Origin of the sequence: Oceanivirga miroungae (assembly GCF_902505095.1) — a bacterium.
GTDB classification, from domain to species: domain Bacteria; phylum Fusobacteriota; class Fusobacteriia; order Fusobacteriales; family Leptotrichiaceae; genus Oceanivirga; species Oceanivirga miroungae.
In genome coordinates this window covers 252498-273494 of the sequence record NZ_CABWIB010000001.1, presented here as the reverse complement: position 1 = coordinate 273494, position 20997 = coordinate 252498, and the positions used below count along the sequence as shown (strand labels likewise).

At 28.1% G+C, this 20997-nt stretch carries 6 protein-coding genes and 1 pseudogene; all 7 read right to left on the bottom strand.

Annotated features, from left to right (window positions below):
- Nucleotides 1-35 precede the first annotated feature (35 nt).
- Nucleotides 36-347, bottom strand: a complete 312-nt coding sequence (locus OMES3154_RS01425; RefSeq protein WP_156683047.1) for a type II toxin-antitoxin system RelE/ParE family toxin — start codon at nt 345-347, stop codon at nt 36-38.
- Nucleotides 337-594 (bottom strand): type II toxin-antitoxin system Phd/YefM family antitoxin, encoded by a 258-nt coding sequence (locus OMES3154_RS01420; protein WP_156683046.1) that lies wholly within the window; start codon nt 592-594, stop codon nt 337-339. The genes OMES3154_RS01425 and OMES3154_RS01420 overlap by 11 nt, the downstream gene beginning before the upstream one ends.
- Before the next feature lie 249 nt (nt 595-843).
- Nucleotides 844-1591 (bottom strand): annotated as a pseudogene (gene istB / locus OMES3154_RS06640) (IS21-like element helper ATPase IstB).
- Entirely contained in the window at nt 1578-2849 is a 1272-nt protein-coding gene (gene istA / locus OMES3154_RS01410; protein WP_156683045.1) for an IS21 family transposase, read from the bottom strand. Before istA ends, istB begins: the two are co-directional and overlap by 14 nt.
- 164 nt (nt 2850-3013) lie before the next feature.
- The gene (locus OMES3154_RS01405; protein ID WP_156683044.1) at nt 3014-18424 is read right to left on the bottom strand and encodes an OmpA family protein; all 15411 of its coding nucleotides are present in this window, start codon (nt 18422-18424) and stop codon (nt 3014-3016) included.
- Nucleotides 18414-18947 (bottom strand): hypothetical protein, encoded by a 534-nt coding sequence (locus OMES3154_RS01400; RefSeq protein WP_156683043.1) that lies wholly within the window; start codon nt 18945-18947, stop codon nt 18414-18416. The genes OMES3154_RS01405 and OMES3154_RS01400 overlap by 11 nt, the downstream gene beginning before the upstream one ends.
- Nucleotides 18948-19155: 208 nt before the next feature.
- On the bottom strand, nt 19156-20988 hold the full coding sequence (locus OMES3154_RS01395; RefSeq protein WP_156683042.1) for a glycerophosphodiester phosphodiesterase family protein: 1833 nt from the start codon (nt 20986-20988) through the stop codon (nt 19156-19158).
- Between the last annotated feature and the right edge of the window lie 9 nt (nt 20989-20997).

The following is a 20997-nucleotide window of genomic DNA, read 5'->3' as shown; positions in this document are numbered from 1 at the left end:
TCTTGTTTTTTCAATGTTACAAGACTACGTAAGATTTAAAAAAGTAACTTTGTATCAGATTTACTATAAATAATTCTAAGTATGATATTAGTTTCCAATTTATGATTTGGTATATAGTATACAGTATAGTTATTTACTCTTAATTTCCTTACATCTTCATTTAATACGTATTTATTTTTTGACAAAGGACACATTTCTGGAAAGTCACTTATTTTTTCTATAGATTTTCTAAAATCTAATAAGAATTTTGAAGCTGCTTTTGAATTTAAAAGTTTTTTTGATATATAGAATATAATTTCATCTAAATCTTCCTCCGCTTTATCTGTTATTTTGTATTTATAACCCATACTTTTCTTCCAACCCTTTTATAACCTCGTCACCATCACGGTATTTATTATTTTTCACATCCTCTAAGGCTTCTAAAATTAATTTTGCCTCTTCCATTTCACTTATCATATTTGAATAGTAGTCTATATCCATTATAACTAAACTACCATAGCCATTCTTAGTTACAAACAGTGGGGAATCTGAGCTTTTGCAAATTTTTTCTATTTTTAAAGTATTTTTAAGTTCTTTTATAGGGATTATATTCATACACAACACTCCTTTTTTTATTATGTCTATATTATACCCTAAATTTAGACATAATAAAAGCAAAATAATTTTTTTATTTAATTATCTTGATTAAATCTCAGTACATCTTTTATTAACAGCTTTTTTACATTTTGAAGTTATCTTAATTATATATTCACTATTAATTTTAATTACGTAAAATAAACAATAATTTATATGATCTTTAATATTATTATAAATGTCAATTTAAAATTCCCCACTTTTTAAAATTTAAGATTCCTCACTTTTATGTTTAATTTTCAATTTATCTTTTATTCTATATGATGGTCCTGTAATATTAAATAAATATGAATGGTGCAATAATCTATCTAATATTGCTTTAGTTATCATTTCGTCTTTCCCTAATATTTCTGCCCATTTTTCAAAACTAATATTACTTGTAATAATAGTTGATCTTTTTTCATATCTTAAATCTATTAATTGAAAGAATAATTTTGCTTCTAATGGTGATATTTCGTTAAAACCAATCTCATCTATTATTAGTAATTTATATTTAAAATAGTGCCTTATTTTCTTTTCTAATAATCCTTCTTGATATGCTTTTAGTAATAGATTAATTAATGAAATATACACTATTTCTTTTAATTGCTACCTCATACCCTATAGCTATAGATAAATGTGTTTTCCCTGTTCCTGGATTGCCTATGAAGAGTATATTGCTAGCTTCTTCATAGAATCCAGAATTAATTATATTCTTTATATTTTCTTCCTTTATTGAGGGCTGAAATCTAAAGTCATAATCCTCTATTGTTTTTACAAAAGGAAATGCTGCTACTTTCACGTTGTATAACCTATTATTTTGCTCTTTAGCTTCAACTTCATTACTTATCACCTTATTTATCCCATTAAGCTCTTCTTGGCTTATTTCGCTTGCTAGATTTAATTCTTTTAAATGGTTGTATGCTGAATTTAATTTTAAGTATTTTAATTTTTCTAAAACATCATTAATCGTTATCATATTTAATATTCTCCATTTCTTCAATAATTATACTATTGTCTTCTGTTTTAGGTGATAAATTTTTATCATATTTTAAATCGTGTGAATCTTTAATATTTAATACTTTTTTTGAAATTTCGTGCAATGTTATTATTTTTTTGTTATAATAAATTAGAAGTTTGTTGTTTTTAATAGTTCTTCCTACTAATTTACCAATATATTCTTTAGGGACAGAATATTTACAGTTAAGATAGGATACTAATGACTCGTTACTAACAATAACTTCTTTTAATTTAATGTAATATCCTTTTCTAATTTCTTGACTTGGTAATTTTTGTAATTTTTCTTTTTCCCTTTTTAAAAGAAATACTGGTGGCAAATGTGTTGCTTGAGAAATCTTTTCATTATCCTCTTTATTTATTATTTCTAATTTATCATTAACACTGCAAATATCAATATATTCAGTATTGTAATTGTAAAGTTGTGATGGTACTTTGTTTTGTGTTTCAGTTTTACCTTTTGTTTGTGGCCTATATGGCATACACGGTTTTACTTTAAATCCATAATTTTTAGCAAATTCCTCAAATTTAGGATTTATTAATGCTTCTTTATTTTTAGTTCTAGGTTTATCAACTAAGCATTTTATATTATCTATAACTAATTCACTAGGTACTCCTTCTAATTCTTCAAATGCTTCAGCTAAGAAATTAATAACAGTCTCATAAGAAGTATCTAGTACTATCTTTCTAACATTGTATCTACTAAACCCTAAAGTTAAGGTAGCTACGTTTACAATCATTTCATTTCCATTTGTATCGATTAATTTCATTCTTTCTTTTAAATCAAATTGTGCCTGTTGACCTGCTTCTGTCTCAAACCTTTCAGTAAAACTATTTGTATTATTTCTTTTATTAAAAAGTTTATTTAATTCCTCATCATTAATGATGTAGTTTTTAAGAGTGGCATAAGTACATTCTATGCTATATTCTCTTACCATGTAGTTATATATATGTTGATAATATTCAAATTTTCTTTTATCATCTTGTAATAATTTAATTATTCTATCTCGATAAGAATCAACATATTTATTTCTTTTTCTTGTAGTCTTAGGAATGTTCCCTTTTAAAGCTTTTCTAATTGTTTTTCTATCATGTCCTAGCTTTCTTGCTATCTTACTAATATTCAAATTTTTCAATCCTCCTTTTAAATATATACTAGATAAAGCTCTTAAATCATCTAGTGTATTAATTAAGTTAGAATTTATATATATTTCATTCATGCATATCACCTCATGAATAATATATCAAATTTATTCTAACTGGGGAATCTTAAATTATCATTATTGGGTATTCTTATTTTATCATTTATAATTATAATTCAACTTGCAATTTTTTAAACTAAAATACCTCAAAATCAACTATGACTTTGAGGTTATTTTAATAATTATTTTTGGTTGTAGTATTGATCTAAATTATTAATTAAGATTTCAACTCTTCTTTGATTTGCGTATTCTCCATCAACAGATTCATTATATCCAACAGATTTAATAATTACATTGACATAATCTGATAAACCTAATCTAATTAAGGCATTTTTAGCAGCTTTTGCTCTTCTTAATCCTAAATCAAGATTATACTTTTCAGTATGTCTAATATCAGTATGACCTATAATTTCAATTGTTCTATCTTTATAACGTTCATTAACTAGTTTAACTATTTCTTTTAGTATATTAACTTGTTCTTTAGTAATTCTTGAGCTATCAGTTGTGAAATTATTAAGTACATACGATATTCTATCTCTTCGTTTATTTTCTTTTAATGCTGCTACTTCTTTATTTAATTTTTTAATTTCATTTTTCAATTCATTAATTATCTTAACATCTTCTGTTTGTTTAACACTTCCAATTGAATAATTAAATCCTGCATTTACTCCAACTTTTGAATCTGAACTTAAAGATACACTAGCTTTATATACAAAGTTTCTTGCCCTATTTTGACCTGATATACCAAACGCTACAGCATTACTTCCATCAAACGAACCTGCTCCTACACCTACACCAAATAATTTATCATAAGTTACCTGTGGAATAGCAGCTATTGCATATGCTCCAGCCACTCCTGATGTAATTTTCTTGTTATTCTCCTTTATTTGCTTATCAACATAGTTTTTATTAGCTGCTCTACTTCCATCTGAATTTTCATCTAAATCAGCTAATCCACTTATTGAATCAATATTATTAAGTTTATTATTTAATTTAACGTTTACATTTTTATCTGTAATTTCAGTAGTAATATTTTCATCTCCAACTATATTAAATTTATTATCTGTTGAGTTAATAATTATTTTAGAATCAGTATTTCCATCACCAATTTCAAAATTTTGAGAACCAGATTTATTAATTTTATCTTCAAGTTGCTTTAATTGTGAACCATTTACTGCTTCTTTTGAATCAGCTGAGATTTTACCATCTGCTACGTTAGTTATCTTGGCTTCATTTACATTTACTTCACCTTCACCAAATGTAATTTTAGTATCCTTAACTCCAACACTATCTTTAGTTAATTCTAATGACTTAGTCTTATCATTTCCATCATTTATTGTTAAGCCTTTAAATTCAGGATTTTCTGCCATTTTAATTAGTATCTTATCATCTTTAACTGCTGTAGTTATATTCTTAGTAGAATATGTAACACCATCTCTTATTGCTTCACCTTCAATAGAAATTGAACTACCCAGATTTCTATGTATTTCATTTCCAGAATTTGCTTTAAATCCTAAACCTGCTAATGATACTGCTTGTAAATCTCCTACTGTTGCAGCTGTATTTAATTTAGATTTATCTTTTAATTGATTTAATCCAATTATAGCAGGTGTTTTATCAGATTTTGGTTTACCATTTATAATTTCTCTAGCGCCATCTTTTGTTAATTCTGTATCTGTACCAATCTTAGTTTTATCTATTCCACTTGCAATATTTGCTAGTATAGTTGGTGTTTTTACTGTTCCATCTACATTTACAACTGAGGCTGTGATTTCATTAGATTTTATTTCTGGATTTTTCGCATTTGATTTATCAAATGTTTCAATTGTAATACTATCATCAGCATTTTCTTTAGCTTTTCCATTTTCAATCATATAGAATTTTCCATCTGATTTCTTAATGTATTCTTTAGAATCTTCAGTAGTATATACATAGTTTCCTTCTATTTTTTTAGCATCTGATTTATAGAAAGTATCTCCTACCTTAGTAATTTTATCTCCATCTTTTGTAGTATATACTACAATACCAGCTTCTCCATTTGAAATATTATTTATCTGTTTTTTTACTTCATCTTTTAGATCAATAGTAATTCCATCTTCTGAAGATGTAGTTGTTATCATACCAGAACCTTTAATATTTAAAGTTTCACCTAATTTAACAGATTTTTCTTCTCCATTATCACCTTTAAATTTCATTACACTATTACTAACAATATCTTTTACTTCAGTTTGTGTAATAAGTTTATTTCCATCTTCTTTAGAACCTTTATATATGTCATTGTTTATTATAATATGGTCATTATTTAAGGTGATTTTAGATTGTTTTCCATTTTCATTCTTAGATGAAATAGAAGATATGTTTACTAAATCTTTATTTAATTTAACTGTTAAATCATTACTATCTGAATCAACACGAATATTTCCACTTGCGCTTTCAAATGTATATTCACCAGTTTCTGGTTTATTAGTTCCTTCTCCTTTTATAACTAACTTACTTCCTAATACTTTATGTGTATCCTTACTTCCATCAAATGTATTACCTGTAAAGTCAAGTCCTGCTAATGATACTGCTTGTAAATCTCCCACTGTAGCTACTGTATTTAATTTAGATTTATTAGTTAATTGATTTAGTCCATTTGTATTATTTCCACCATTTATCAATTCTTCAGCCAATGAATAATTTAATAGGCTTTCATTAACTCCAATCTTACTACTATCTATTCCACTTGCTACATTAGCAATTCTCTTAGGATTACTTGTTGTTTCATCTGGATTAACAACTGAAACAATAATTTCATCTAAAGGAATATTTGGTTTTTTAGCACCATTTTGATTAAATGTTTCTAATGTAATTTTTTCATCTGGTGTTTCACTTACCTGATCATTTGTAACAATATAGAATTTATCTTCAATTTTTACATATTCTTTTCCATCAGCTGCTCTATATTTAGGTTTTCCATCTTTTGTTAATTGGTCTTTGTTATAGAATTCCTTACCAATTTTAACAAGTCTATTCCCTTTAGTGTCTGTATAAATTAATATTCCTTTTTCACCTTTTGTAACTTGATTTAATTCATTGTTAATAGTCGTTTCTACTTGTTTTAATTGCCCAAAATTAACTGCATCTGTATTCTCTTTTCCTTCAGCAACACCTTTTAATTTTATAGCATTATTTGAATTAGGTTTTGAAAGAGTAATTGCTCCATCACCTAAACTTATACTAACACCTGAATTAGAAATACTATTAATATTTGTAAGATTCTTATTTAATCTAACTGTTAAATCTTTTCCATCTGAATCAACACGAATATTTCCACTTGCACTTTCAAATGTATATTCACCAGTTTCTGGTTTATTAGTTCCTTCTCCTTTTATAACTAACTTACTACCCAATACTTTATGTGTATCCTTACTTCCATCAAATGTATTACCTGTAAAGTCAAGTCCTGCTAATGATACTGCTTGTAAATCTCCCACTGTTACGGCTGTATTTAATTTAGATTTATCTTCTATTTTGTTTAATCCACCTACTATTTCTTTAGCACTCTCTTCTGTTAATTTTGTACCTGTACCAATCTTACTACTATCTATTCCACTTGCAATATTTGATAATATAGTTGGTGTAGTAGCTTTTCCATTAGGGTTTACTAATGAGGCTACAACATCAGACGAACTAACTTCTGGATTAGTTGTAAAGTTTTCAATATTAATATTTTCTGCTGCTACTTCCTCTATTTTTCCATTATTTACTTTATGGAATTTACCATCCGATTCTTTAACATATTTTTCTCCTGATTCAGTAATATATACAGGTTTTCCATCAACTTTAGTAGCTGATGATTTATAGAAAATATCTCCTAACTTAGTAACTTTTTCTCCATTTTTTGTTGTATATACTACTACTCCGTCTTCTCCATTTGAAATATTATTAACTTTAATATTTAATTCTTTTAATTGACCAAAATTAACTGCATCTGTATCTTCTTCACCTATAGCTACACCTTTTAATTTTATAGCACTATTCGAATTAGATTTTGAAAGAGTAATTGCTCCATCAGCTAAACTTATACTAACACCTGAATTAGCAATACTATTAATATTTGTAAGGTTCTTATTTAATCTAACTGTTAAATCTTTTCCATCTGAATCAACACGAATATTTCCGCTTGCACTTTCAAATTTATATTCACCAGTTTCTGGTTTATTAGTTCCTTCTCCTTTTATAACTAACTTACTTCCCAATACTTTATGTGTATCTTTACTTTCTGTATAAGTATTACCTGTAAAGTCAAGTCCTGCTAATGATACTGCTTGTAAATCTCCTACTGTAGATACTGTATTTAATTTAGATTTATTAGTTAATTGATTTAGTCCATTTGTATTATTTCCACCATTTATCAATTCTTTAGCCAATGAATAATTTAATAGGCTTTCATTAACTCCAATCTTACTACTATCTATTCCACTTGCTACGTTAGTTAATTTCTTAGCATTATCTTTAGTTTTAACATAAACATTAGATTCTTCTATATCAGCTAATGTTCTACCTTCTTTTATATAACTATTATTTTTAAATTCAGCACCTTTTAATTCTTCTTTAGTATAGAATTTACCATCTTTACCTCTTATTAAACTATCAGTGCCCTTACTTGTATATTCATATGGTATACTGTCATCAAGATTTTCTATACTATTAGTTACATTATTTATTGTATTTTCTAATTTTGTTTTTACATTTGTAACATACTTCTTATTAACAGCTGAAGATTCATCTGAGCTATCCTCTAAATCTTTTAATCCAGTTATTCCTTCTGCTGTAATAGTTAATGACTTATTTCCTTCTTTAATATTAATTGCCTTAAATTCTGGTTTTTCATTAAATCCAATTTCTATAGTTGAATTACCTGATTTTTGACTTATCTTAGTTATTAAATTATTACCTACATAAGTTTTAGCTACTTCACCCTCACCTAAAGTTATATTACTATTACCTTTAAGTTTAATAATTTCTAAAGTAGATCCTAGATAATTTGTTGTTGTATTATTTTCAGCTTTATTACCGCTACCTAATTCTGCCTTATACTTTAATCCTTCATTTAACTTAGACGAAACTTTATTAATAGCTGCAGAATATGTTTTTATATTATTTGTATCCTCATTACCATCTATGCCTTTTAGTTTCTTAAATTCAGGTGCTGTAATATTATTATTATCTACACTAGCTCCTAAAACACCTGCTAAACTGTGTAATTGTGAACCGTTAATAGCTTCTTTTGAAGTGTCTGAAATTTTACCATTTGCAATTCCATCTAATTTAATACTCTTATTTTCAGCGGTAGTAATTTTAGATAAAGTTATCTTATCACTATCATTCATTAATATTTTAGAATTATTTGTTATAATAGATTCCTTATCTAATTTTAAACTAGATCCATTATTACCTGAAATACTAATATTTGTAGCTGTAATTATAGCTTTATTTTCATCTTTATCAACTAATGTTATTGCTTTAGCACTACTTGTATTAGAATAATTACCGCTTTTTGTATCATTTAATGTTATTGTTTCTTTAGTTATACTATTTTTAACTGTAGCAGAAGTTGAATTATTAGCTAACTCTATTCCATCTAAATTAACTTTTGTAACATCTTTTTTATCATCTAATTTACTATTAATTTCAAGTCCATTTGCTGTTAAATTAGTTAAATTTGTTTTATTTTCAGCCTTAACACCTTTTTGACCAAGTACTGCTTTTTCTTTTTCATCACTTTCAGTAGTTGTAATATTTTCTATATTAACAATATTTTTAGCAAGTTTAATTTCAAGACTATCATTATTTTTAACAACTTGAATATTATTAGCTGCAGTTTGTCCAGCTAGAGTTCCTTCTCCTGCTATTTTTAATGTTTGACCTAATTTTCTTTCTATTTTGTTATTTTCCTCATTTCCTTGGAAGTATATTTTTGAATCACTAAGTGTAGCATTACTTGTACTAATTGCATTATCTAATGCTTCTAAAGCAGAACTAACTGTGTTATAGCCTTTTGTTTCATTACCTTGTCCACCAGTTGCACCAGCTTTTAAATTAAATGTTGGTTTTGTCAAAGTTCCATCTGTTTTATTAATTGATGCACCACCACCTATTGCATTAATAAGGTCATTTAATTGTTCATAATTAACAGCATCATCATTAGAAGTTCCTTTTGCTACACCTTTTAATTTTATAGCTTTACTATTTCCATTACTTAAAGTAATGTCATTTCCATTTAAAGTTATCTTAGCCTTATCATTTCCTGCATCAATAGATTTAATTCCTGTTAAAGTATCATTTAAGTTAAATTTAACCACACCATTATCTGCAACTTCTGCAGTTATATTTGTACCATTTGTAAAATCAAAACCATCTTTTAATGAAACAGTCTTTTTAGAAGAAGCTTTATTTGCAGTATATGATATATTTGTATCACCAATAGTAGCTTCAGTTACTACTTTTGATCCAGCCTTACCATCTTTACCATTTTTACCATCAATACCATTAATTACTACAATATTACCGTCATCGTCTACACTTATTTCAGCATCTTTTCCATTTTTACCATTTTCACCATTTTTTCCTTTAATTGTTATTCCATTAAATTCTGGTGTATTAGCTAATTTGATTATGATTTTATTGTTATCTGCATCTGATGTAGTTATAATATTTTTGGTATCATAAGTTATATCATTTCTTACGTCTCCTCCAACAATAGCAATTGAAGTCCCTAGTTCTCTATGAACTTTATTTGCTTTTTGACCTTCAGATTTATTAGCAGTAAAATCAAGACCTGCAATAGTAAGTGTTTGTATATCTCTTAATGTTGCAGCTGTATTTAGTGTACTATCTTCTTTATTATTTAATAATCCTTTTAATATGTTTTGAGAATCAGTAATAGCTTTTTCTTTGTTCGCTACATCTTGCCCTAAATATTCTTTGGCTATTTCTTTATTTTCAAGCCCACTAGATAAATTTGCTAACTTCTTAGAATCTGCACCTTTTGTTTTTACATAAACATTAGCTTTATCTACACTTGGAGTTACATCTACACTATTTTTTGTATATTTATCACTAGCTTGGTCATAACTTGCATCTTTTAGCTCTTCGGCTGTATAGAAATTACCGTCTTTTCCTTTAATTAAACTATTAGTACCATTACTTGTATATTCATATGGACTTGCATCACTAAATTCATCTACTTTTTTATTTACATTATTACTTACAATAGATAATTGATCTTCTGTTGCTGCTTGTCCTGAAGTAAATTGATTAGGGTCAAATGTTATATTTTTTAATCCTGTAATATTTCCATTATTGTTTTCATTAATTTTAATTACAGGACTATTTGTATTAGTTGTTGTATCACCTACACTAATACTTTGTTTAGCTGTTACTGTATCAAATGTTGGTGTTTTTGATAATTTAACTGTAAGTGTTGGTATTTCTATATTAGCCTTTCCATCTTTTGGTTGAATAATTTTAGTACTTAATTCTGTTGATATATTCCCGTCATTTTCACCCACTATTGCAAGAGTTTGATTTGGTCCTACATATTTTGCTTGATCTACTTTAGCAGCTGCTATTCTAAATCCATTATTTAGACTCTCAAATGCCTCTTTTACACTATTATATGTAGCAGGTCTACCATTATTATCTCTTAACTCAACACTAAATGGTGTGTTAATGTCAGAAATATTATTTCCCATTAACTCTTTTTTCAAATTAAGAGCTTGGTTATATAGTTGAGAACCATTTACAGCATCTTTAGAAGCTACTGAAACATCTCCATCTTTTAAATTAGTTATAGTTGTTCCACCAGATCCACCTTCTAAACTTACCTTTGATTTATCAACATTTCCATCTTTTAAATCGTATTTTACAGCACGATCATTATTACTTGAAATATTTTTATCAATTAAATCTTTAATAGCCTTTAATTGATCTTCTGTTGCTGCTTGTCCTGAAGTAAATGAATTAGGGTCAAATGTCTTATTTCCTAATCCTGTAATAACATTTTTATTATCATTATTAATTGTAATATCACCAAATTTAGGACTATCAATAATATTTAAAGTAATATTATGACTATTACTATTTTGACTATTTTCAATTTCTGAAATAGTTAAATTATTTGTTCCAGATTTAAACCTAACTGTATCTCCTAAAGAAACTTTATGATCATGAGTATCATTAACAGCTATATTCCAACCTTTATTAGCTAAAGTATTTGCATTTTCAGCCGTTTGTTTTACAGTATATAGCTGTCCTGCATTTACAGCATCTTTACCATTTTCTACTAAATTACCTTCTTTTACATTTGTTATACTTACTGGATTATTAGTATTACCTAAAGTGATGCTTTCTTTATTTTTATTATCATAAGTTACTACTGGTTTTGAATTTGTAGGATCTAAACCAAAATCTTTTAATTGAGATACATTAACTGCATCGGTGTCATTTTTACCTGCTGCAATATTACTTAAAATTGTAGCTTTAGTTGTACTTGGTCCACTTGGATTAACAGCAGATAATTTAATACCTTCTGTAACTGGAGTTACATTATTTCCTTCTTTTACTTTTAAGCTATGATCAGTTGGATCTTCTATAACATCAGAAGTATTATAGTAATTACCATTTACTTTAACTAATTTGTTTCCATTACCATCTGTTACTACAACATTTCCAAAATCTCCTTTTGAAATTGAATTAGTAACTTTTTTAACATCGTTTGATACATTTTGTATATCATCTTTTACAGCCTTTAGTTGTCCACCATTAACCGCATCTGTTGATCCTTCTTTTACTTCACCTGCAGCAATATTAGTCATTACTACAGGAGTTGAAATAGAGCCTCCTTTTGAAATAGTAGATATTTTTATAGAATTTAATACTTCTTGTGGTAATTCAGTCTCACCCTCTTTAACATTCCCATTAATGTCTAACTGATCTGGTTTATAGAATTTATTATTTTTTTGAACTACTTGAGTACGAGTTTCGTTTATTTCAGCTGTATAAGAAACTGGTGCTTCTAAAGAAAGATTTACACTACTTTTAATTCCTTCTTTAATTTCTTTTAATTGTTTAAAGTTTACTGCATCAGTATCTTCTGTTCCTGCAGCAACATTTATTATTTTTTTACTATTTGCATCAAACCCATTTGTTGCCTTAACGATACCATTAAATTCAGGATTTTCTTTAATAGAAAATTCATATGTATAATCTTGTGGTTTTAAAATAACCGAAATATTTTTACTTCCTTGAACTTCTCTAAATGTTAAGTTTCCACCTAGTGCAACATCCTTACTATTTTGACTTTTTGCACCATCTTTAAATGTTATTGGTTTTGTTGATTGAATATATATATTTTTAAGTACATCTCCTAAATTTGTATAATTTTGATCTCCCAATTTATATGTAGGTCCAGTAACAGTACCATTATCAATATTAATAGTTGCACCTAAACTTTCAGCTAATGGTTTTAGTTGTGATAAATTAATTGCATCTTTATCCTTTGTTCCATTTTCTAAGCCTGTTATCTTACCATTATTTCCTTCATTAATTATTATATCCCCAAAAGTTGGACTTTCTGTTAGCTTAACTTTAATTGTTCCATTAGCTGTATCAGTTTCTGTTGAAATATTTTTCCCATTACCTGAAATTTTAAGTGTTCCGCCTAATGGTCTATTAAATGCTTCATTCTTATCAGCTGCAAAATTAAATCCTTTTTCTATTTTAGTTTTATTTTCACTTATTTTAGTATCATGGTCATTTAATTTAGTACCGTGTTCTTTAATCTTATCTTCATTTGCTTTAATTTTTGGCTTTTCTACATCTAACTCTTCCTTTGTATTAGTTGCTAAATCAAAGGCACTATTAGCTTTTTCTTGTGCATTATCAGCCTTAGTGATAGCATTTGTTGCATCAGTTTGAGCCTTATCAGCTATTTTTTTCACATCAAATAATTGACCACCATTTACAGCTGCTCCGCTTCCTTCTTTTACTTCTCCACCTGTTATTGCTACTATTTTAGCACCATTAGCATTTATTAATTTTGTTCCATTTTCATCTTGATTAAATGAAACCCCTGCAATTGTAGCACCACTAAATGTTGGCTTATCAACAATAGAAATAGTTAATACATCATTATTTATTTTTGTGTTAATATTATTATCACCAGTAATTTGTAAATTAGACGTTTCTACTCCATAGCTAATTTCCTTTATACCTTTTTCTTTATCTTTTATAACTAATTTATTACTCTTTAATGCGTATTTACCATCAGCGGCTTCTATATTAATTTTTTTATTCAATGTTGTGTTGATATTATTTATTGCATCATTATATGTACTTTTATCAACCTTTTTTTCTAATTGTGAAAAATTAACTGCGTCATTAGCTACTGTTCCATCTGCAATACCTGTTAATTTAACATTATTATTAGCATTTGATAACTTAATAGCTCCATTTTCACCATCTAAAGTAATTGTATTATTTTCCCCCTTAATTGATTTTATACCTTCTAAATTTTCTCTTAAACCAATCTTAAGTTTATATATATTCCCTTCGTTTACAATTTCTGTTTTTAAGTTATTTCCTTTATATTCAACTGAATTATTGTCTATATCTCCTTCAGTTATTGTAATAGCATTTGTTTCACTATTTTTTCTTATTAATGGATTAGTATTCTTACTAGCATTAAATGTCATAGAATGATCTTGTAATACCTTTATATCTCCCTTATTAGTATTTGAAACTTCATCAATAGCTGTAAGAGCAGAACCAACTGTATTATGATTTCCACCTGCTTTCAGAGAATATGTTGGCTTTGCAACAGTACCATCAGCATTAATAGTTGCATTTCCACCTAAAGAATCAACAAATGGCTTTAATTGTTCATAATTTACAGCTTCATCATTAGAAGTTCCTTTTGCTACACCTTTTAGTTTTATAGCTTCACTATTTCCTTTACTTAAAGTAATGTCATTTTCACCTAAAATAATTTTTGCTCCATTTTCTTTAGCTATTGAATCTATTTCTAATTCTTTTTTAAGAGTATATTTAACTTTACCATTTTCTTCTACAGAAGCAGTAATATTTTTATCTCCTATAAAATCTAATCCTGTTGTTAATCCTACTGTTTTAGATTCACCACTATTTGCCTTATATGTAAGATTTCCTAAAGATGATATTTTATTCTCAGTTACAACTTTATTTCCCCCAACATAAATATCATTACTAAATGTAGTTTTATCTCCATCAATAGTAATCTTATTATCTCCATTTGATATAGAGGTAATTCCAACTAAATCTTTTGCTAATTTAATTTCTAATGTATCTTCCTTATTTTTTTCTACTTTAATATTATTACTTGCAGTCTCTCCCTTTAAAGTTCCTTCACCAATAATTTTTAAAGTTTCTCCCAATTTTCTATTTACCTTATTATTTGCATCATTTCCAACAAATGATATTGCTTTTTCTTGTAATGTGTGTAACTGTTTACCTGTTACTGCATCTGTTGAATTTTCACCAATTTCCCCATCACTTAAACCTGTTAATTTTACAGACTCATTACTAGCATTTGATAATTTTATAGCACCGTTATTATTTAACTCTAATTTATTTCTTCCATCAGAAATTGATTGTATTGCAGTTAAATTTTTCTTTAATCCAATTTTAATTATTGCACCATCTTGTGTATTTTCAATTTGTGTTTTTAAATTATCCCCTTTATATTTATCTGTAATATCTCCTTCTTTAATAGTAAGTACCTTATCCTCACTATTTTTTCTTTCAAAAGAAGTTCCATTTGAATCTTTAAAAGTTAATTTATTATTTTTTAATTCACCTAACCCTGTTTCAGTTGTCCCTATTTTAGAAAGTTCATTTTTTGTAGCTTCATTTAGATCTATTGTAACTGTATTATTTGAAATTTTTGTAACAGTCCCAAAATTATTTTGATCCTTTGAACCCTTAATACCTAAAGTACCTTCTAAATTAATTTTCGTAGTTATATTTTTATCGTCCTCAAAGGTAATTCCCTTACTATTGACTTCAGCTTTTGAATAAACCTCTAAATTGTCTCTCCAAGTTTTAGGATTAGATATATTAGAACCATTTTTATCTGCTTTAGCACTTACATCAATACTATTTATTTTATTTTCTATACTTTCTGAAAGTCCTATGGTTACATCATAACCATTATTATTACTAGTAACATCTACTTTAGTTTTCCCATCTACTCCTTTAAATGCAACTTGTTTTTTAGTTACAACTCCACTTTCAAGTTTTGCAACATCTCCAACTTTAACATTTCCATTTAATATTTCCCAACCTAGTGAATTAGCAATGTCTGCAACTGCTCCTTCTGTTGCAGCACGTTTTTTATCATTTGCATAATTTGTACTATAGTTATGATTTTGTCTTGTAATAGGTGAACGGTCTTCTAATCCAGTTAAATAACCTTCATTATTATTACTATCTATACCTAACTTAACAACATTAGTTATTCCATTACCTTGTCTACTAATTTCAAGTGTATCTCCATTTAATTTTGAGTAATTTGCTTCTGGATTTGCACTATATTTTATATGTAATCCAGCACTATTTTTATCTCCTGTGTTTTGTAATGTAACAAATGGATTTATATCATATTTAACCGTATTATCAGTTTCTACAACAGCTGTTGTATTATTACCATTTTTAAAGTCTATATTACCATCTGTTTGTTTTAATACTTGATGATTTCCACCATTTCCACTAATTGTAACTTTTGCTCTTTTTAATTGAGCAACATTTACTGCATCAGTATCTTCCTTACCTGCAGCAACTCCTGTTATTTGCCTAGTGTTAGCAGATGTTCCAACTGCAAAAGCAGCTTTTGTTGATACCCAAGCAGCACCTGAATTTGTTTGGTTCCATAAATCATAACCAATTACTCCTGAATTTACTAGAGATTGAGAACCTTCACCAATAGCAACTCCGCCATTGTTAGAAACACTTGCTCCTCTTCCTATAGCTATAGCATCTTCTTTATTTGTACTATTTGCTCCAATTGAGATTGCATTAGTTGCACTTGCAGTTGCTCTATTAGTATTATTTCCACCAATAGCAATTGCTCCAACTGCACTAGCATTTGTATGAGCTCCAATAGCAGTTGAATTATTACCAGAAGCTAATGCTGTATTACCAACTGCTACAGCATCATCTGTAGAAGCATTTGATTGGTTACCATAAGCTGTTGCCCAATTTCCTGCATGAGCACTATTCCCTACAGCTGTTGAATTTGTTCCTTCTGTTTTAGAAGCATTACCTATTGCAACTGATAGATCAGCTGCTGCCTCAGCACTTAATCCAATTGACACTGTATTAGTCCCATTTGCTTTAGCTTCTTTACCAATTGCTATTACATTTGGATTTCCAACAGTAACAGTATTTCCTATTGCAATGGCATCATTTTTTCCTTGCGCTATCGTTGTATTACTACCTAATACTATTGCATTATCTGAGTGTACATTATTGTTATACCCTATTCCTACTGATTCATTCCCACTTACTCCTGAACTTTCATGACCATTTCTTTTACCTATATATATTGATTTTTCACCTGTTACAGTAGCATGTGATCCTATAGCAATAGAATATTGACCATTTGTTCCTTTATTATCAGTAACCCATGATCCATTTTTACCTGTTGATGCATAATGACCCAAGGCAATTGACTGCTTTCCTGTTGCTCTTGCATTAATAGACCCTGCAAATGATTCTAATGCTATTGCCCTTGCTCCTTCACCTAATGCTGTACTATAATTACCTAAAGCTACTGATTCAAATCCTAAAGCTACTGATTTTTCACCAAGAGCTGCTGCTCTAGTACCTAATGATGTAGAAGCATCCCCAACTGCTAAAGTACTCATACCAATAGCAACAGAAGCTGTACCATTAGCATAGGTTTTTGAATAATTTCCATTAACTATATCATTTTTACTCTCTTGTGAAAGTTTACTTGTAACAACATCAAGCAAGCCAGTATTATATGAAATAGAATCATCTCCTCCTATACCTATAGCACCTTCACCTGTTATTACAATGTCATTACCTATACCTATTGATTGTGATTTTTTAGTCTCCACATTAGAACCTAAAGCAAGTGATTGCCCGTTCCCTGCCTTTGAACCATTACCAATTGCTGTTGACCTCTCACCTGTTGCATTTGCTGCTTTACCTATTGCTATAGATTCTTTATTTTCAGCACGCGTAGCTGCACCTATTGCAATAGCATCATTTGCAAGTGCATAAGCAGGGAAAAATTCAGGATTTTTTCCAGGAGTAGCATTTTTTTCAAAAGTTCCTCCAATAGCTATAGATCTATCTCCTCGCGATGTAGTAAGTGATCCTATTGAAATAGATGCATTCCCTTCTGCATGACTTTCAGCTCCAAGTGCAGTACTTCTAAGTTCTTTTGCGTTTGATGCAAACCCAAAAGAAGTGCTTACTGGACCATCAGCGATAGATTTAAAACCAATAGCTGTTGAGTATTGGTTTGCATTACTCTCTCTACCAATAGCTACTGATAACCCCTTTGATATTGCACTATATCCTATCCCAATAGCACTTTCATGAGCTTTTGATGATTCTCCGATAGCAACAGACCAACCTACTAATGATTGAGCACCTTTTCCTATTGCTACTGTTGTATGATTGTCTTCATTAGTTTGTGCTAAAGCACCACTTCCTATTGCTACTGAACCTACTTTAGCCTGTGTACTTGTCCCTATAGCAATACTATTTAAACCATTTGAAACTGATTCTTTACCTATAGCAATTGAGCTTTCTCCTTGTGAATTAGCTGCTGTTCCTATTGCTAAAGAGTCTTTTCTTTCAGCTTTAGCTCCTGCATAGTTTTTTTCTTCTGAAATACCCCTACTTCCACTCCCTATAGCTATTGCTCTTCTTGCATTATCTCCTTCTCCAGTTTCTGCAAAAACTCCAATTGCTATAGAGTTTCTTCCTTTAGAATTTGCATAACCTCCTAATGCAGTTGAATAAAAACCCGATGCTGTTGATTCAGCACCAATAGATACAGCTCCTCCATTTGAAACCGTAGAATTATATCCTATTGCTGTAGAACTTTGAGACCTCCCTGTAATTTTAGCTAACATACCTATTGCAACACTTTTTTGAGATGCAGCCTTTTCTATATTAGCTTGTCTACCTATAGCTACAGAAGATGTTGCGTTATTAGTTGTATTAAATCCTATAGTAACACTAGATTCCTTTACATTAGAAGAAGTTCCTATTACGACTGCATTTTTACCTTCAAAACCAGACCCAATTCCAACAGAATTTTCATATTGATTTACATTCTCACCTCTAGCATATCCACTACCATCCATCCAAGTAATCTTAAATCCAGCATAAGTATTTGCACTAAAAATAAGCATAGCAAATACTCCTGCCATACCTTTCATCATGTAGCTTATTATAGTATTTTTATTTATACTTATCCTATTTTTAAGGCTTCTTTTTAGCCATCTTTCTATTTCTTGTATTTTAGAATTCATTATACTCTCCTCCGAAATTTATCCCCATCTTTTTATATATAACATTATTCATCATATCTTTTTCTATTAAGCTATTTAAGTAGATATCGTTTATAATTTTATCTTCTGAAGATATTATAATGAACTTTATGTTACTAATTTCAATATATTTATTTTTGTTTTTTAATTCCTCAAAACTTCTATTTTCCATTTTGTAAGCGTTAGTTTTTTTATCTAATAAATAAATTTTTATACCCTTTAATTTTTTTGATGCACTTATTAAATATTTATCTAATTTATCTAAATCAGGAAATACTAAAACTCCTACATTTCCCTTTAAATTCAATTTTGAATCATTTAGTATTTCTAAAAAATAGTCTGCTTCTAATACATCAGCGTACACTACTCCTTCATCATAAAATAGATTTTCATCAAATGCTTTTTTTATTATTTCTTGCCTTTTTATTATCTCTTTACCAAAATCCTGCGAAAATACTAGATTGGACAGTAATATTAAAACTATCACTAGTACTCTTTTTAACATAACATCCCACCAACTTTCTTTATTAACGACAAAAAACTATATGTTAATATAGCCTCTGTAGTTTTTTTATGTGATAAAACAAAGGATAATAACTTAATAATTACTACCCCAAAATTATTTATATATTATACCCCCCCCCCCACCTATTTTGTCAAATTTTGGAAGAGCTCTTTATAACAAAAAGCCTAGGTGTTCCCTAAGCTTTTAATTATTCTCTAAATGAATCTATTATTATTTCTAAATGAGTTCTTTTTTTAACTTCTTCTTTTGCCTTATTAAGTAAAAGTACATGGTCAGTTATTATTCCATCAACATTAGATTTTATAAATCTATCTATAGATTCTTCTGTATTTACAGTCCATACAATTGCCTTTTTATTAGCTTCATGTATTTCAGAAACTCTACTATGACTTGCTTCTCCTTCTTCCATTATTAAATAATCTGCTTTTAAATCTTTTAAATCTCCAGTTGAGAAGAAGTATAAAAATCCAGTTTTAATTTCTGGGTAATTATCATGTGTATATTCAATTAAATCGTAATCTAGTGATAAAATAACACACTCATCTAACATATTTTTTTCTTTAATAATTTTTACAACATCATCTACCATCTTATAATCTGCACTTTTTTCTTTTAATTCTACAAATACACCAATTTTACCTTTAGCTGCATCTAATATTTCTTCAAAACTTGCAACCTTTCTATTTGGTTTAGTTAAATCGAATGCATTTTCAACTTCTAACTCTTTTATTTCATTAAAAGTCATCTCCATTGGAGTTTTATCAACTCCTGCAGTTCTATTAAAAGTTGCATCATGGTTTATTACATATTTACCATCTTTTGTTCTTTGAACATCAATTTCTACAAAGCTTGCGTTTTCTTTTATAGCTTCTTTTACACCTTCTACAGTATTTTCAGCTTCTAAATCTCCTCCTGCTCTATGGGCAACTATTTGAATTGATTTATTTATTTTAAATATTTGATCAAAATATTTTTCAGTTAAACTAGCTGCTACCCAGTTGAATGTAAATATTGCACATAAAAGTAAAAATATTTCAGCCTTTGTTTTCATACTTATATTTTTTGAACATTTTTCATTTACAATTAATTCTTCCTCAGGTACTAATTTTAATTTCAGTATTTTACCTTCTTTTTTGTGGTACTCATAAAATAGTTCTGTTAAATGTGAAATTGCTAATGGTACTGCTAAAAAGGCTATATACCCAATTATTTCAGATAGCGCTAATAGTAGCATAATAAATGAAACATTATCGTTTGTATAGAATCTACTAAATACAATATCAAATATATATGCTATTAGTACAAATACTAAAATAGCTATACCACTTTTTATAGTTAGTTTTATTATTTTTATAATATAGTCTTTAATAAAAGTTTTCCAGTACTTTTTCATAAAAAGTCTAGAACTTTTAAGTGCTTTTTTTATATCTTGCCCATCTATTAGTATAAAGTGTATTGTAAGACTGTATGTGATAGCAATAATAAATAATAATAGTAATGAAATTATATATATTGATAAATATAAAGTGTTTCCAAATATAACGGATGTTATGAAATTTGGAATCTTAAATTCTTCTAATGGACCTAATTTTATTTCAAGACCTATTAAAGGCATTGCAAAAGCCACAAATAGTACCATTATCATACCAACTGGTGAGAAAAAATGTTTTACAGATTTAATAGCTTCTATTAAAACACTTTTTAGTTTTATATTTAATTTTCCTTCTTCTATTAATGCACTTGTTATTATAAAGGTATTTATATCTATTGCTAAAATTACAGCTAGTAATAATACACCTATAACTATTAAAGGTAGCCCATATATACTAAGTATAAATCCCTTATAATTCCCACTTGTTAAATTAGTTCTACCACTTAAGTGTACTAATTTTGAAGTTATAAACGAAAAACTAGGTAATAATAATGTAGCTGTAATTAATTTTGTAATTATTAGATATTTTGTATATAACCATATAATTTTCCCTTTTTTTGACCATATATTTTCTTTCATACTATCCATTATTTTTCT

Bases quoted from the DNA above. Each gene is read 5' to 3' on its own strand.
- OMES3154_RS01400 (WP_156683043.1), bottom strand. From the start codon at position 18,947: ATGTTAAAAAGAGTACTAGTGATAGTTTTAATATTACTGTCCAATCTA.
- OMES3154_RS01425 (WP_156683047.1), bottom strand. From the start codon at position 347: ATGGGTTATAAATACAAAATAACAGATAAAGCGGAGGAAGATTTAGAT.
- istA (WP_156683045.1), bottom strand. From the start codon at position 2,849: ATGAATGAAATATATATAAATTCTAACTTAATTAATACACTAGATGAT.
- OMES3154_RS01405 (WP_156683044.1), bottom strand. From the start codon at position 18,424: ATGAATTCTAAAATACAAGAAATAGAAAGATGGCTAAAAAGAAGCCTT.
- OMES3154_RS01395 (WP_156683042.1), bottom strand. From the start codon at position 20,988: ATGGATAGTATGAAAGAAAATATATGGTCAAAAAAAGGGAAAATTATA.
- OMES3154_RS01420 (WP_156683046.1), bottom strand. From the start codon at position 594: ATGAATATAATCCCTATAAAAGAACTTAAAAATACTTTAAAAATAGAA.